Source organism: Pseudomonas arsenicoxydans (assembly GCF_900103875.1).
Taxonomy (GTDB): Bacteria; Pseudomonadota; Gammaproteobacteria; order Pseudomonadales; family Pseudomonadaceae; genus Aquipseudomonas; species Aquipseudomonas arsenicoxydans.
Genome location: NZ_LT629705.1, coordinates 4,933,917 through 4,949,200, shown reverse-complemented (window position 1 = coordinate 4,949,200; position 15,284 = coordinate 4,933,917). Strand labels below are relative to the sequence as shown.

Here is a 15,284-nt window from a genome sequence, read left to right as displayed (position 1 = left end):
CTGCCAACGGCGCATTCGTCTGGGGCGCGGGGCTCTCTACTATCGGTTCATCGCCTGTTTGCCGACAGGCATCGACCCAGACAGAGGCCCACCATGATCTACGCACAACCTGGAACACCTGGCGCCGTCGTGACCTTCAAGCCGCGCTACGGCAATTTCATCGGCGGCGAGTTTGTTGCCCCGGTCAATGGCGAGTATTTCACCAATACCTCGCCGGTCACCGGTGAAGTGATCGCCGAATTCCCGCGCTCCAGCGCCGCCGACATCGACAAAGCCCTCGACGCTGCGCACGCTGCCGCAGATGCCTGGGGCAAGACCTCGGCGCAGGACCGCTCGCTGGTGCTGCTGAAAATCGCCGACCGCATCGAGCAAAACCTGAAAATCCTCGCCGTCACCGAAACCTGGGACAACGGCAAGGCCGTGCGCGAAACCCTTAACGCCGACGTGCCGCTGGCAGCCGACCATTTCCGTTACTTCGCCGGTTGCATCCGCGCCCAGGAAGGCGGCGCCGCCGAGATCAACGAACTGACCACGGCCTATCACTTCCACGAGCCATTGGGCGTGGTCGGGCAAATCATTCCATGGAACTTCCCGCTGCTGATGGCTGCGTGGAAACTCGCCCCGGCCCTGGCCGCCGGCAACTGTGTGGTGCTCAAGCCTGCCGAGCAGACGCCGCTGTCGATCATGGTCTTCGCCGAACTGATCGCCGACTTGCTGCCCGCTGGCGTGCTGAACATCGTCCAGGGCTTCGGTCGTGAAGCCGGTGAAGCCCTTGCCACCAGCAAACGCATCGCCAAGATTGCGTTCACCGGTTCCACCCCGGTCGGTGCGCACATCATGCATTGCGCCGCCGAGAACATCATTCCAAGCACCGTTGAGCTGGGCGGCAAATCGCCGAACATCTTCTTCGAAGACATCATGAACGCCGAGCCGCAGTTCATCGAGAAAGCCGCTGAAGGCCTGGTGCTGGCGTTCTTCAACCAGGGCGAAGTCTGCACCTGTCCGTCCCGGGCGCTGGTGCAGGAGTCGATCTACGAACCGTTCATGGCCGAAGTCATGAAGAAGATCGTCAAGATCAAGCGCGGCAACCCGCTGGACACCGAAACCATGGTCGGCGCCCAGGCGTCCGAGCAGCAATACGACAAAATCCTCTCGTACCTCAAAATTGCCCAGGAAGAGGGCGCCGAGCTGCTCACCGGCGGCGCGGCCGAGCGTCTTGAAGGCGACTTGTCCAGCGGCTATTACATCCAGCCGACGCTGCTCAAGGGTCACAACAAAATGCGCGTGTTCCAGGAAGAAATCTTCGGCCCGGTGGTGGGTGTCACCACCTTCAAGGACGAAGCCGAAGCCCTGGCGATTGCCAACGACAGCGAGTTCGGCCTCGGCGCCGGCCTGTGGACCCGCGACATCAACCGCGCCTACCGCATGGGCCGGGCGATCAAGGCCGGACGCGTCTGGACCAACTGCTACCACCTGTACCCGGCCCACGCCGCGTTCGGTGGCTACAAAAAGTCCGGTGTCGGCCGTGAAAACCACAAGATGATGCTCGACCACTACCAACAGACCAAGAACCTGCTGGTGAGCTACGACATCAATCCGCTGGGGTTCTTCTAACCCTCGCAAAAACACCACCGAAACCTGTGGGAGCGGGCTTGCCCGCGATAGCGGTCTGACAGTCGACATCAATGTTGAATGTTCTGGCCTCATCGCGGGCAAGCCCGCTCCCACATTGGTTTTGTGTGTTTCTAAAGGCCGCCGTATACCCCCTACCAACGCACGCCGCCGCCTCGTTCCAAAGTAGCATTCGGTCACCTGGCGCCCCGTGCATTAATGGCTTTACCGGAATTGCCCGGCACAAGAAGAGGATTGACCCATGTGGCATAAACCCGCGTTTACCGATCTGCGCATTGGCTTCGAAGTGACGATGTATTTCGCCAACCGTTGATTGATCACCCGGCCAGCTAATGGGTTGGCCGGGCCTGCTTTCTGGAGCCTGCCATGCACATCCGCGTTCTCGGTTCTGCCGCCGGTGGCGGTTTTCCGCAATGGAACTGCAACTGTCGTCAGTGCGCCGGTGTGCGCAATGGCAGCCTGCGGGCGCAACGGCGCACGCAGTCCTCGATTGCCCTGAGCGACAACGGTGTGGAGTGGGTGCTGTGCAACGCTTCACCGGACATTCGCGCGCAGCTAGAGAGTTTCGCGCCCCTGCAACCGGCCCGCCGCTTGCGCGATACGGCCATTGCCGGGGTGGTGCTGATCGACAGCCAGATTGACCATTGCACCGGCCTGTTGAGCCTGCGCGAAGGTTGCCCGCATGACGTGTGGTGCACCGAGCGTGTGCATCAAGACCTGAGCAGCGGCTTTCCCTTGTTCCCCATGCTCAAGCACTGGAACGGTGGTTTGCAGTGGCAACCGATCGGGCTGGACCGCGAACCGTTCGCCATCGCGGCCTGTGCACACCTGCAATTTCGCGCGATTCCCCTGGTCAGCAACGCACCGCCGTACTCGCCCAATCGCGGCAATCCGCAGCCGGGCGACACCATCGGTTTGTTTATCGAAGACCAGCGCAATGGCGCCAGCGTGTTCTATGCCCCGGGCCTTGGGCAGATCGACGACGAAGTGCTGAGCTGGATGCAACGCGCCGATTGCCTGTTGCTGGACGGCACGTTGTGGCGCGACGACGAGATGCGCGTGTGCGAAGTCGGCCAGAGTCTGGGCAGTGAAATGGGTCATCTGCCGCAAAGCGGTCCTGGCGGGATGCTGGAATTGTTCGAGCAGTTCCCACGCCAGCGCAAGGTGCTGATCCACATCAACAACACCAATCCGATCCTCGATGAAGACTCGGCCGAGCGCGCGTTGCTGGAGCGGCGGGGGATTGAAGTGGCTTATGACGGCATGAGTATTGAGCTGTAGCGGCCGGCCTCATCGCGGGCAGGCTCACTCCCACAATGGACCTGCTTAGCACAGAAAATCGGGTACGACCCGGACTCCTGTGGGAGCGAGCCTGCTCGCGATTAGGCCAGACCAGACACCACAGAATCCAACGGTTGTTCCCCGGAGAACCGCAATGACCAACACCCCCATGACCCCCGCCGAGTTCGAACAGGCCCTGCGCGCCAAAGGCGCCTACTACCACATCCATCACCCTTTCCACCAAGCCATGTACGCTGGTCGCGCCACCCGTGCGCAGATTCAGGGCTGGGTCGCCAATCGCTTCTATTACCAGGTGAACATCCCGCTCAAGGATGCCGCGATCCTCGCCAATTGCCCTGACCGCGACGTGCGCCGTGAATGGCTGCAACGCATCCTCGACCATGACGGCGCGCCCGGCAGTGAAGGCGGGATCGAAGCCTGGCTGCGTTTGGGGGAAGCGGTGGGGTTGCACCGCGAGCAAATCCTCTCTCAGGAATTGGTGTTGCCTGGCGTGCGGTTCGCCGTGGACGCCTACGTCAATTTCGCCCGTCGCGCCTGTTGGCAGGAAGCCGCGAGCAGTTCACTCACTGAACTGTTCGCACCGCAGATCCACCAGTCCCGCCTTGACGCCTGGCCCACGCACTACCCGTGGATCGACCCGGCCGGCTATGACTATTTCCGCACACGCCTGAGTCAGGCGCGGCGCGATGTCGAGCATGGCTTGCGCATTACCCTCGCGCATTACGTTACGGTCGAAGGCCAGCAGCGCATGCTGGAGATTTTGCAGTTCAAGCTCGATGTGCTGTGGAGCATGCTCGACGCGATGAGCATGGCCTATGAACTGGAACGCCCGCCGTATCACACCGTCACCACCAAGAACGTCTGGCACCGGGGGATCGCGCTGTGAACTCAATCGTGACGCCACCCGGGCCGCCGCTCTGGCTGTTGGCGGAGCTGACTTATCGCTGCCCGCTACAATGCCCGTATTGCTCCAACCCGCTGGACTTCGCCCAGCAGGGAGAAGAATTGAGCACCGAAGAATGGATTCGGGTATTTCGCGAAGCCCGGGAGATGGGCGCCGCGCAGCTGGGGTTTTCCGGCGGCGAGCCGCTGGTGCGCCAGGACCTGGCCGAGCTGATCAAGGCCGCGCGGGACATGGGCTACTACACCAACCTCATCACCTCGGGCATCGGCCTGACGGAACAGAAGGTCCGTGATTTCAAGGTCGCCGGGCTGGACCACATCCAGATCAGCTTTCAGGCCGCCGACGAGCAGGTCAACAACATGTTGGCCGGCTCGCGCAAAGCCTTCGCGCAGAAACTGGCCATGGCCCGGGCGGTGAAAGCCCAGGGCTATCCGATGGTGCTGAACTTCGTCACCCACCGGCACAACATCGACCAGATCGCGCAGATCATCGACCTGTGCCTGGAACTGGAGGCGGACTTTGTCGAATTGGCCACGTGCCAGTTCTACGGCTGGGCCGAGCTCAACCGTGTTGGCCTGCTGCCGACCCGCGAACAATTGCAGCGTGCCGAGCGCATCACCAATGAGTACCGCGAGCGGCTTGAGGCCCAGGGGCATCCCTGCAAACTGATCTTCGTGACACCCGATTACTACGAAGAGCGCCCCAAGACCTGCATGAATGGCTGGGCCAACCTGTTTCTCGACATCACCCCGGACGGCACGGCGTTGCCGTGCCACAGTGCGCGGCAGTTGCCGGTAGAGTTTCCCAACGTGCGCGAGCACAGTATTTCGCACATCTGGACCGAGTCGTTCGGCTTCAACCGCTTTCGTGGCGATGACTGGATGAAGGAGCCGTGCCGCTCCTGCGATGAAAAACACAAGGACCTGGGCGGCTGCCGTTGTCAGGCGTTCATGCTGACTGGCGATGCCGAAAATGCCGACCCGGTGTGCAGCAAGTCGGCGCACCACGGGGTAATTCTCAAGGCTCGCGATGAAGCCGACGCGCCGGGGCAGGGCATGGAACACCTGACGTTGCGTAACGAGAAGGCTTCGCGATTGATCTATCGCGGCTGAACTTAGAGTCGACACAAAACCCTGTGGGAGCGGGCTTGCCCGCGATAGCGGCATCCCCGTCGACAGCAATGTTGAATGTTCTGCCCTCATCGCGGGCAAGCCCGCTCCCACAGGGATCTTCAGTGATAGAAAATGCGGGTTCATCCACCAAGCTCTACCCATTGGTCTGATTGCATTCGCAGCCGGATGCGTTAGTGTGGCTTTACCTTCCAAAACAATAAAAACAGGCTTTCAAATGAGCCAGAGTCTCAGCCAGCTGCGTAAATTCGTTTCGCCTGAAATCATCTTTGGTGCCGGCTGCCGGCACAACGTCGGCAACTGCGCCAAGACCTTTGGTGCGCGCAAGGTGCTGGTGGTCAGCGATCCCGGTGTGATTGCCGCCGGTTGGGTCGCCGATGTCGAAGCCAGCCTGCAAGCCCAGGGCATCGATTATTTTGTGTATAGCGACGTGTCGCCCAACCCGCGGGTTGAGGAAGTCATGCTCGGCGCCGAGTTGTACAAGGAAAACCACTGCGATGTGATCGTCGCCGTCGGTGGCGGCAGTCCGATGGATTGCGGAAAAGGCATCGGCATCGTCGTCGCCCACGGGCGCAACATCCTTGAGTTCGAAGGCGTCGATACCATCCGCGTGCCCAGCCCGCCGCTGATCCTGATCCCGACCACCGCCGGCACCTCGGCGGATGTCTCGCAATTCGTGATCATTTCCAACCAGCAAGAGCGCATGAAATTCTCGATCGTCAGCAAGGCCGTGGTGCCGGACGTGTCGCTGATCGACCCGGAAACCACCCTGAGCATGGACCCGTTCCTGTCGGCCTGTACCGGCATCGATGCGCTGGTGCATGCCATCGAAGCCTTCGTTTCCACCGGTCACGGGCCGCTGACCGACCCCCATGCACTGGAAGCGATGCGCCTGATCAACGGCAACCTGGTGCAGATGATCGCCAACCCGGCGGACATCGCCCTGCGCGAGAAAATCATGCTCGGCAGCATGCAGGCCGGGCTGGCGTTCTCCAACGCGATCCTCGGTGCGGTGCACGCCATGTCCCACAGCCTGGGCGGGTTCCTAGATTTGCCGCATGGCTTGTGCAACGCGGTGCTGGTCGAACACGTGGTGGCGTTCAATTACAACTCGGCACCGGATCGCTTCAAAGTGATCGCCGAGACGTTTGGCATCGATTGCCGTGGCCTCAATCACCGGCAGATTTGCGGACGTCTGGTCGAACACCTGATCGCGCTCAAGCACGCCATCGGTTTTCATGAAACCCTGGGCTTGCACGGGGTCAGCACCGCCGACATCCCGTTCCTTTCGCAACACGCCATGGACGACCCCTGCATCCTCACCAACCCGCGTCAATCCAGTCAGCGTGATGTCGAGGTCGTCTATGGCGAAGCCCTCTGACGAGCAACAACGGGCGCTCGCCGGGTTATTGGGATTAGGCAGCCACTCGGCGCGCAAGAGCCATTACCCGGAACTCGCCGCGCGGCTGGACGAGCTGGAAGCGGAGCGCAATCGCTACAAGTGGCTGTTCGAAAACGCCGTGCACGGCATCTTTCAGGCGAGCCTGCTGCAAGGCATGCGCGCCGCCAACCCGGCGCTGGCGCGCATGCTCGGTTATCAGGACCCGCAAGAGGTGCTGTTTTCCCTTGCGGACCTGGCGAGCAACCTGTTTGTCGGCGGCGCCACGGAGCTCGCAAACATCGGCGAAATCCTTCGCCACCAGGGCAGCCTGCACGGTTATGAAACCCAATTGCGCCGCAAAGACGGCAGCAGCCTCGACGTACTGATGAACCTGCTGCTCAAACCCGATCAGGAAGGGCTGGTGGAAGGTTTTGTCGCCGACATCACTGAACGCAAACTCGCCCAGCAACGCCTGCAGCAACTCAATGACGAACTGGAGCAGCGCGTCACCGCGCGCACCGACGAATTGCTGGAAGCCAACCGCAACCTGCAACAACAGATCACCCAGCGTAAACAGATCGCAGAAGCCTTGCGCGATGCCCGGGACGCTGCCGAGGCCGCCAATCGCAGCAAAGACAAATATCTGGCCGCCGCCAGTCATGACCTGTTGCAACCGCTCAACGCTGCGCGCTTGCTGATCTCGACGTTGCGCGAGCGCAAGTTGCCGGATGTCGAGCAGGTGTTGGTGGAGCGAACGCACCAGGCCCTGGAAGGGGCCGAGGATTTGCTCACCGATTTGCTGGACATTTCCCGGCTCGACCAGGCCGCCGTCAAACCGGATGTCGCGTTGTACCGCCTCGATGAATTACTCGCGCCGCTGGTTTCGGAGTTTCAGTCAGTGGCCGAAGCCGCCGGATTGAATCTGCGGGTGCACATGGGCGATTACGCCATTCATACCGACTTGCGCCTGATGACGCGCATCCTGCGCAACTTCCTCAGCAATGCCTGCCGTTATACCGATGAGGGCAGCATTCTGCTGGGTGCCAGACGGCGCGGGGACATGCTGCGCCTGGAAGTCTGGGACACCGGGCGCGGGATCGCGGCGGACCGGCTCGATTCAATCTTCCTGGAATTCAATCAACTCGATGTCGGCCGCGCCGCCGACCGCAAAGGCGTGGGTCTGGGGCTGGCCATTGTCGAACGGATCGCCAAGATTCTCGGTTATAAAATCGGCGTTCATTCGCGGCCGGGGCGCGGTTCGATGTTCAGCATCGACGTGCCGATTTCCCATGAGATTCCGTTGCCGATCAGTCTGGCGGCTCCGCAGCCGGGCGCGGGTAATCCGTTGCCGGGCCGGCGCCTGCTGGTGCTGGACAACGAAGTGAGCATCCTTGAAAGCATGAGCGCGTTGCTCGGGCAGTGGGGCTGCGAGGTGGTCACGGCCACGGATGAATCCTCGGCGCTGGCAGCCTTGAAGGGGCGGGCGCCGGAGTTGATTCTGGCGGATTACCACCTCGATCACGGGGTGGTCGGCTCTGACGTGGTGCGGCATTTGCGTGAGCATTACCGTCAGTCGATTCCGGCGGTGATCATCACGGCCGACCGCACCGACCAGTGCCGGCGCGCGCTGCAACGACTCGATGCGCCGCTGCTGAACAAACCGGTGAAACCCGGCAAGTTGCGCGCGGTGCTGAGTCAGATGCTCGGGTAGCCGAGCGGACGATAGTGCAGGCTGAAGCCGAGTTCGCTGGATTGGCCTTTTTCCAGCAGACGCAAGCCTGGCCGTCCGGGCAGGTGGTGCGCGTTGACCGGGTGGCTCACCGGTTCGATGCAGAAAAACCCCAGGCCCGGCGGGCAGTAGAGCAGGTAGGTGTCGCTGCCGGTGGCTTGGCAATCGAGTTCGTAACCCAAGTCGGGTTGCTGGATCAGGCAGTGGCCGTCCCACGCGCAGAAACCGTTGTCGACCAATGTGTCCGGCAGCGCATTGAGTTGATCGAAGTCCCACTCGGCGGGCCGTTCGACCCGCGCTGTCGGCAGTCTCGAACCATCGCATAACCAGACCTGTTCAGCCTTGGCCTGTAGCCGGGTGTTTGCGGTGCGCGGAAAGTAGGGATGCAGCCCGAGCCCGTGCCACGCAGCGTTTTCAGCCAGATGAGTGACCTGCAGATCGATGCTCAATCGCCCCTCGCTCAAGTGGAACCGCTGCCGGGCGCGATAAGCGAACGGCGTTGAGCTGTCGAGTTGCAGCACCACTTCATTCTGCGTCTGCGATACCACCTGCCACGGTTGTTGCCAGGCGCTGCCGTGGATCGGCAGTGGATCGGTGAGACTGTTGGGTGCCAGGGCGAGCCAGCCATCGGGGCAGTCGAAACCCCCTTGGGCGATGCGGTTCGACCACGGCACCAAAGGGTAGCAACCGAGTTTCCCCGGCAGGCCGGTGTTCAGCGCCTGGTCGTCGTTGTGCCGTAACAACGGCTGTCCGGTGCTGCGAATCGTCCAGTTGACGAGGCTGCCACCGAGTTCAGGGGCGAGGGTAAGGCGGGTGAATTGATCTTCGAGTTCGAGAAGGTCTGGCGTCATATCGGTTGAGCTCTGATGGAAGGACGCGGAGGTTACAGGCCGGTGTGTGCCCCTCGTTTTACCGAGGGGCACCTTTATCACAACACCAAATGCGGCAACCACAGCGACAGTGCAGGAATGTAGGTCACGGCCAGAAGCACCAGGAACAGCACGCCGTAGAACGGCAGCAGCGCTTTCACGGTTTTTTCGATACTGACTTTGCCCACCGCTGACCCCACGAACAGCACCGCGCCCACCGGCGGTGTAATCAAACCAATTCCCAGGTTCACCAGCATGATCATGCCGAACTGCACCGGGTCCACGCCAATGCCGAGAATCACCGGCATCAGGATCGGCGTCAGGATCAGGATCAGCGGCGCCATGTCCATCACGGTGCCGAGCAACAGCAGCATGACGTTGATGCACATCAGGATCACGTAACGGTTGTCCGACAGGGTCAGGAACATCGTGGTGATTTTCGATGGGATCTGCATCAGGGTCATGATGTAGCCGAAGCTCGCCGCGAAGCCGATCAGGATCATCACGATCGAGATGGTTCGCACGGTGCGGTGCATCAGTTTCGGCAGCTCGCTCCACTTGTAGTCGCGGTAGATGAACATGGTCACGAAGAACGACCACAGCACCGCGATTGCCGCCGATTCAGTGGCGGTGAAGATCCCCGACAAAATGCCACCGAGGATGATAACCATCGCCATCAGGCCCCACATCGCTTCGCCGCAGATCTTCAGGGCTTCGCGCAGGGGAATGACTTCGCCCTTGGGGTAGTTGCGCTTTTTCGCGAAGATCAGGCACAGCACCATCAGGCACGCGCTCATCAACAGGCCTGGGACCACGCCAGCCATGAACAGCGAGGCGATCGACACCGTGCCGCCGGCGGCCAGTGAGTAGAGCACCGAGTTGTGGCTCGGCGGGGTCAGCAGGGCTTGTACCGAACCACTGACGGTCACGGCGGTGGCGAATTCCCTTGGATAGCCCCGACGTTCCATTTCCGGAATTAGCACTGAACCGACCGACGCGGTGTCCGCCACCGAGGAGCCGGAGATCGCGCCGAAAAAGGTCGAGGCCATGATGTTGACCAGCGACAAGCCGCCACGGACAAACCCGACCAGCACCCCGGCAAACGCCACCAGCCGACGGGACATGCCGCCCTCGGCCATGATCGCGCCCGCCAGGACGAAGAACGGAATCGCCAACAGCGAGAACTTGTTCACGCCGCCGGCAACCTGAATCATCAGCGCCTGGAACGGGATGTCGATCCACCAGGCACCGATCAGGGCGGAAAGCCCCAGTGCATAGGCGACCGGCATGCCGATCAGGATCAACGCAATAAAACTGCCCAACAGAATCAACGCGTCCATTCAGGCAGCCCCTTCGCTTTCTTCAACCAGGTCGAAGCGCACGACCCGACGATTGCTCTGGTCACCGAGCAAGAGTTTTTCCAGCACAAACACCAGCGTCAGCACGCCGCCAATCGGGATCGGCATATACGTGATGCCGACGCGCAACGTCGGCAGGGCGCTCATGAACTGGTTCCAAGTGGACAGGCACAGCTTGGTGCCCCAGATCGCCATGAACAGGCAAATGGTCGCCATCAACAGTTGGGAAAAAACGCTGAGCGCCTTGCGCATTGGCGGGGCCATGCGGTCGGTGAGCATTGCCACCGCCATGTGTGCCCCGGCGCGGTAACTGGCGGCGGCACCGATGAAGGTGAACAGCATCATCAGCAAAATCGCGGTGGGCTCCGGCCAGCTGGAGCCGGTGCCGAGTACGTAACGGGCGAAAACGCCCCAGGGGATGATTAACGCAATGGCCAGGACGGAGAGCCCGGCGACCCAGATACAGGTCATGTAGAGCGTGTCATTGATGCGCAGCAGCAGATTCTTCATCGGGTTCCACCGTAACCGGGCGCACGCTGATGTACACCAACGTCAGCGGCGCCGGGCCTTTCATGAGGGCAAGGAGGGTTACTGAACGGCTTCGATGCGCTTGATCAAGTCAGCGTAAGGCGCGCCGTACTTCTCGCGGATCGAGGCGGTGGCCTCATAGAAAGGTTTCTTGTCGACGGTGATGAATTCGACACCGGCCGCCTTGAGTTTTTCCTCACTGCTGGCCGATTTGGCATCCCACAAAGTGCGTTCTTGCGCCTGTGCGGCTTTGGCGGTTTTCTTCACCAGCACCTGCTGCTCGGGGGTGAGTTTGTCCCAGGTGATTTTGGACATCACGATCGGCTCAGGCAGGATCAAATGCCCGGTCAGGCTGTAGAACTTGGCGTTCTGGTAGTGGTTGTGTTCGAGCAGCGTCGGCGGGTTGTTTTCCGCGCCATCGATCACCCCGGTCTGCAAGGCGCTGAAGATTTCGCCGGTGTCCATCGCAATCCCGTTGCCGCCCATGGCGTTGATGGTCTCGATGAACATCGGATTGCCTTGCACGCGGATTTTCATGCCCTTGAGGTCTTCGAGTTTGCGCACCGGTTTCTTGGTGTAGATGTTGCGCGTGCCGCCGTCCATCCAGGCCAGGGCGACCAGGTTGAATTCGGAGTTGGTGATCTTGTCGAGGATCTCGTCGCCCACCTCGCCGTCGATGACTTTGCGCATGTGCGCCTGATCGCGAAACACGAACGGCATGTTGAACACGTTCACGTCCGGCACCACCGGTCCGACGATGCCGAGGCTGACCCGGGCCATTTGAATGGCGCCGACTTGCGCCTGTTCAATCACCTCCTTTTCCGAGCCGAGCACACCGCCGGCGAACATCTTGAAGGTCAGCTTGCCGTCGCTGTCGGCGACCAGGGTTTTGCCCAGTTGCTCTTCGGCCACGACGGTCGGGTAACCGGCGGGGTGGATATCGGCGAATTTGATTTCCAGTGCCTGGACGGCACTGCTGAGGGAGAAGGCCAGGGGGAGTGCAGCGGCGAGCAAGGTGCGTTTGAAGTCCATGGGGGGGTGTCTCCAGTGTTGTTATTTTTTTTGTATTCAAGGCGCAGCGGTGCAGCACAAGCGGTCAAGGTAAAGCGTTGAAAAGCGGTTCCGGTAAACCGTTGACGCCGGGATTGAGGGCGAACACCCCACCGGCCAGTGAGTGTTGATCATGGTCGTCGCCAGGGCGGATCGAGGTCACGAACAGCGTGTCCAGTCGACTGCCACCGAAGGCGCACATGGTGGGTTTTTTTATGGGGACGGCGAGGGAACGGTCCAGTCGGCCATCCGGGGTGAAACGGTGAATCAGTCCAGCATCGTTGGCGCAAATCCAATAGCAGCCTTCGGCATCCACTGCGGCGCCGTCGGGGCGTCCTGGGAACTGATTCATGTCGACGAACAGCCGGCGGTTTGACGGTGTGCCGTTGTCGATGTCGTAATCAAAGGCCCAGATCTGCTGGACCAAGGGATGGGAATCGGACAGGTACATCGTGCGGCCGTCCGGGCTGAAACCCAGGCCGTTGGGCACGATGAAACCAGAGAGCTGAGGCGCGAGCGGGCCGCGCTGGCCATTGCTGTAGCGGTACAGCGTGCCCTCAGCGGCATTGGCGCCCATGTTCAGCACCATGCTGCCGGCCCAGAATCGGCCCTGACGATCACAGCGTCCGTCGTTCAGGCGCATGTCCGTGCGAGGGTGGTCGACGTGCGCCAGCAGTTCACTGTCGAGGCTGCCATCGTTGTGCGGGTGCAAATGAAAGAAGCCGCTTTCCATGCCAGCCACCCAGCCGCCGTCGCTGTGACGGGTGATACAGGCGAGCATTTCCGGCGCGGTCCAGGCATGTACATGGCCGCTGTCGGCACTCCAGCGCTGCAGCCCGCCGGCAGGAATATCAACCCAGTACAGGGCGTTTTCCTCGGGGACCCAGACCGGGCTTTCACCGACGGCGTTACGGGCATCGACAATCAATTCGGCTTGCATGGCAACTCATTCCCTTGGGTTTTTGTTATAGGGGGCGATGACTCAGTCGCCGAACGGGCCTGACGCCACAAACGCGCCACCCTGGTAAACCCTGGCCGGGTCATCGGCAGCCGGCATCGGCTGGGCCTCGACTTTTTCGCGGAACACTTCGGAGCTGTCCTGAGGCTTGTAACCCAGGCCGGCGGCGTAACGGTTGTCCCACCAGACGTCGTTGTTGTCGGACGCGCCATAGACCACGGTGTGGCCGACGTTCGGTGCGTACAGCGCGCATTCGAGCAAGTGGGTCAGGTCGCCGAAGCTCAGCCAGGTGCTCAGCATCCGGCGGTTTTGCGGTTCCGGGAACGAAGAGCCGATGCGGATGCTGACGGTCTCGATGCCGTAGCGATCGAAGTAGAAACTGGCCATGTCTTCGCCGTAGGACTTGGACAAGCCGTAGTAACTGTCGGGGCGGCGAGGGGAGTGGGCGTCGATGATTTCGCCCTGCTTGTAGAAGCCGATCACGTGGTTGGAGCTGGCGAAAATCACCCGCTTCACGCCGTGGCGACGTGCGGCTTCATAGATGTGGAACACGCCGCAAATGTTGGCGCCGAGGATCTCTTCGAACGAGCGCTCCGTCGATACGCCACCAAAGTGCAGGATCGCGTCTACGCCTTCGACCAGTTGATGCACGGCTTGCTTGTCCGAGAGGTCGCAGATGACGACTTCTTCACGGTCATCGAGGGCCGGTGCCATGTCGACGATGTCCGACAGGCGAATGACGTTGGCACAGGGGCGCATCGTTTCGCGCAAGACTTTACCGAGGCCACCGGCGGCGCCGGTCAGCAGCAGGCGATTGAAAGGGGGAGTAGGCGTGGCGGTCATGGAAATCCCTGCGCGCAGTTATTGTTGTAGGTTGTCGTATGACTTTGCCAAAGTATCGTTAGGCTTTCCAAGTCTTGTCAACGCGACTTTGGTTGAAAATGACGGAGGGTCATTTGCGAAGTCGAGCTTGCGCGCGACGAGGGCGTACCAGTCGACAGACAGTCTGTCTGGTACAGCGCTTCCGCGAGCAGGCTCGCGCCCGAATTGATTGGGTAAACCGTTACAACAACGAAATCGGATAGCTGATGAAGACGCGGTTTTCGTCGAACTCGTTGGTGCTGAAGTTTTTGCGGATGGTTGCATTGCGCCATTTGACGTTGAGGTTTTTCAGCGCGCCGCTTTGCACGGTGTAGGCCAGTTCCGTTTCGCGGCCCCATTCCTTGCCATCGGTGATGGCCCCGGTGTGCACGTTATCGCCGCTGATGTAGCGGTTCATCAAGGTCAGGCCCGGAACGCCGAGTGCCACGAAGTTGTAGTCATGCCGCACCTGCCAGGATTTTTCCCGGGCGTTGTCATAGCTGGAGTTGTAGCTGTCGTTGGCCAGCGTGCCGCCACTGGTGCCGTTGACGCGCATCCAGACCGAGTCGCCCGTCAGCTTTTGCAGGCCGACATAGAAGGTGTTGCCGCCGTATTTGGCCGAGAGCAGGGCGAAGGCGGTTTTGTTGTCGAGGTCGCCGGCCAGGGCGCTGCCATCTTCCTTGCCGATGAAGTAGCCGAGGTTGGCGCCCAGGGTCCAGTCGCCCATTGGTTGACTGTGGCTCAGGTTGAAATACTGCTGCTGATAAATGTCGCTGAGCTCTGCGTACCAGACGCCGACCTGGGTGTGCTTGTCGTTGAATGCGTATTCACCGCCGCCGAAGTTGAAGCGGTCCGAGTTGATGGCCGCCGATTTGCCGTTCATGAACATGTTTTCCATGCTCGCATCGTTGCGTGGGCTGTTCTGGCGGAACTGGCCGCCGTAGAGCGTCAGGCCACTGATTTCGGTAGACGTCACCTGGCCGCCACGGAAGGTCTGTGGCAGCGAACGACCGTCGTCGGAGCGCAGGATCGGCAACACCGGCATCCATTCGCCGACCTTCAATTCGGTTTTCGAGATTTTGCTTTTCAGCGCCACGCCCAGACGGCCGAAGTTGTCGGCAGGGCGCCCGTCGCTACCGATCGGCAGCAGCTGGGTACCACCGGTGCCTTTACCGCCGTCGAGTTTTTGCGAGTACAGGCCCAGCACGTCCATGCCGAAACCTACAGTGCCCTGGGTGTACCCGGACCTGGCGTCGAGGATGAAGTTTTGCGTCCACTCTTCAGCCTTGCCCTGCGGATAGGCCGGGTTGGTGTAGTTGCGATTGAAGTAGGCGTTTCGCAGATTGAGCGTGGCCTTGGCGTCATCGGCAAAACCTTCTGCGTGGCTGGTCATGGGCAGCGCGAGGGCGGCCAGGCTGCTGCAACCGATCAGGCTCAGCGTATGACGGCGGATGAAGGTGAGGCGCGGGGTGCAGACGGAGGAATTGCGGACGAGCTTGCTCACTGTGACGCTCCCTTGTTTCTTGTTGTTTTTATTGTTTGTCATACGTCGTCGTACAACATTAGGGCGATTATTTGCGAG

Annotated in this window: 14 protein-coding genes; 7 read left to right on the top strand and 7 right to left on the bottom strand. The window is 61.0% G+C overall.

Annotation, left to right across the window (positions count from 1 at the left end; translation table 11 throughout):
- Nucleotides 1-93: 93 nt before the first annotated feature.
- From exaC to BLQ41_RS22975, 7 genes are all read left to right on the top strand, one after another.
- Nucleotides 94-1,614 carry an acetaldehyde dehydrogenase ExaC gene (exaC, locus tag BLQ41_RS23005; RefSeq protein ID WP_090184804.1) on the top strand — a complete coding sequence of 507 codons (1,521 nt, stop codon included), beginning with the start codon at nt 94-96 and terminating at the stop codon, nt 1,612-1,614.
- 259 nt (nt 1,615-1,873) lie between these two features.
- On the top strand, nt 1,874-1,945 hold the full coding sequence (gene pqqA, locus BLQ41_RS23000; RefSeq protein WP_081499480.1) for a pyrroloquinoline quinone precursor peptide PqqA: 72 nt from the start codon (nt 1,874-1,876) through the stop codon (nt 1,943-1,945).
- A gap of 53 nt (nt 1,946-1,998) precedes the next feature.
- Nucleotides 1,999-2,913, top strand: coding sequence for a pyrroloquinoline quinone biosynthesis protein PqqB (gene pqqB / locus BLQ41_RS22995; protein WP_090184801.1), 915 nt, complete (start codon nt 1,999-2,001; stop codon nt 2,911-2,913).
- A gap of 154 nt (nt 2,914-3,067) precedes the next feature.
- Nucleotides 3,068-3,820 carry a pyrroloquinoline-quinone synthase PqqC gene (pqqC, locus tag BLQ41_RS22990; RefSeq protein WP_090184798.1) on the top strand — a complete coding sequence of 251 codons (753 nt, stop codon included), beginning with the start codon at nt 3,068-3,070 and terminating at the stop codon, nt 3,818-3,820.
- The gene (pqqE, locus tag BLQ41_RS22985; protein WP_090184796.1) at nt 3,817-4,950 is read left to right on the top strand and encodes a pyrroloquinoline quinone biosynthesis protein PqqE; all 1,134 of its coding nucleotides are present in this window, start codon (nt 3,817-3,819) and stop codon (nt 4,948-4,950) included. Before pqqC ends, pqqE begins: the two co-directional genes overlap by 4 nt.
- Nucleotides 4,951-5,185: 235 nt before the next feature.
- Nucleotides 5,186-6,349 carry an alcohol dehydrogenase-like regulatory protein ErcA gene (ercA, locus tag BLQ41_RS22980; protein ID WP_090184792.1) on the top strand — a complete coding sequence of 388 codons (1,164 nt, stop codon included), beginning with the start codon at nt 5,186-5,188 and terminating at the stop codon, nt 6,347-6,349.
- Nucleotides 6,333-8,060 carry a PAS domain-containing hybrid sensor histidine kinase/response regulator gene (locus BLQ41_RS22975; protein WP_090184789.1) on the top strand — a complete coding sequence of 576 codons (1,728 nt, stop codon included), beginning with the start codon at nt 6,333-6,335 and terminating at the stop codon, nt 8,058-8,060. The genes ercA and BLQ41_RS22975 overlap by 17 nt, the downstream gene beginning before the upstream one ends.
- On the opposite strand, the gene BLQ41_RS22970 is transcribed toward BLQ41_RS22975, so the two are convergent.
- The 7 genes from BLQ41_RS22970 to BLQ41_RS22940 all read right to left on the bottom strand — a co-directional run bounded on the left by BLQ41_RS22970 (nt 8,045) and on the right by BLQ41_RS22940 (nt 15,206).
- Complete coding sequence (locus tag BLQ41_RS22970) at nt 8,045-8,929, bottom strand: aldose 1-epimerase (protein WP_090184786.1); 885 nt, start codon at nt 8,927-8,929, stop codon at nt 8,045-8,047. The two genes, BLQ41_RS22975 and BLQ41_RS22970, sit on opposite strands and share 16 nt — an antisense overlap.
- 77 nt (nt 8,930-9,006) lie before the next feature.
- Nucleotides 9,007-10,287: a TRAP transporter large permease gene (locus BLQ41_RS22965; protein ID WP_090184782.1), complete on the bottom strand. Its 1,281-nt coding sequence runs from the start codon at nt 10,285-10,287 to the stop codon at nt 9,007-9,009.
- Complete coding sequence (locus BLQ41_RS22960; protein WP_090184778.1) at nt 10,288-10,815, bottom strand: TRAP transporter small permease; 528 nt, start codon at nt 10,813-10,815, stop codon at nt 10,288-10,290.
- 78 nt (nt 10,816-10,893) lie between these two features.
- Complete coding sequence (locus tag BLQ41_RS22955) at nt 10,894-11,865, bottom strand: TRAP transporter substrate-binding protein (protein ID WP_090184775.1); 972 nt, start codon at nt 11,863-11,865, stop codon at nt 10,894-10,896.
- Nucleotides 11,866-11,929: 64 nt separating this feature from the next.
- Complete coding sequence (locus tag BLQ41_RS22950; RefSeq protein ID WP_090184771.1) at nt 11,930-12,823, bottom strand: SMP-30/gluconolactonase/LRE family protein; 894 nt, start codon at nt 12,821-12,823, stop codon at nt 11,930-11,932.
- A gap of 42 nt (nt 12,824-12,865) precedes the next feature.
- Nucleotides 12,866-13,684: an NAD-dependent epimerase/dehydratase family protein gene (locus BLQ41_RS22945; protein WP_090184768.1), complete on the bottom strand. Its 819-nt coding sequence runs from the start codon at nt 13,682-13,684 to the stop codon at nt 12,866-12,868.
- Nucleotides 13,685-13,904: 220 nt separating this feature from the next.
- The gene (locus BLQ41_RS22940) at nt 13,905-15,206 is read right to left on the bottom strand and encodes an OprD family porin (RefSeq protein WP_090184765.1); all 1,302 of its coding nucleotides are present in this window, start codon (nt 15,204-15,206) and stop codon (nt 13,905-13,907) included.
- Between the last annotated feature and the right edge of the window lie 78 nt (nt 15,207-15,284).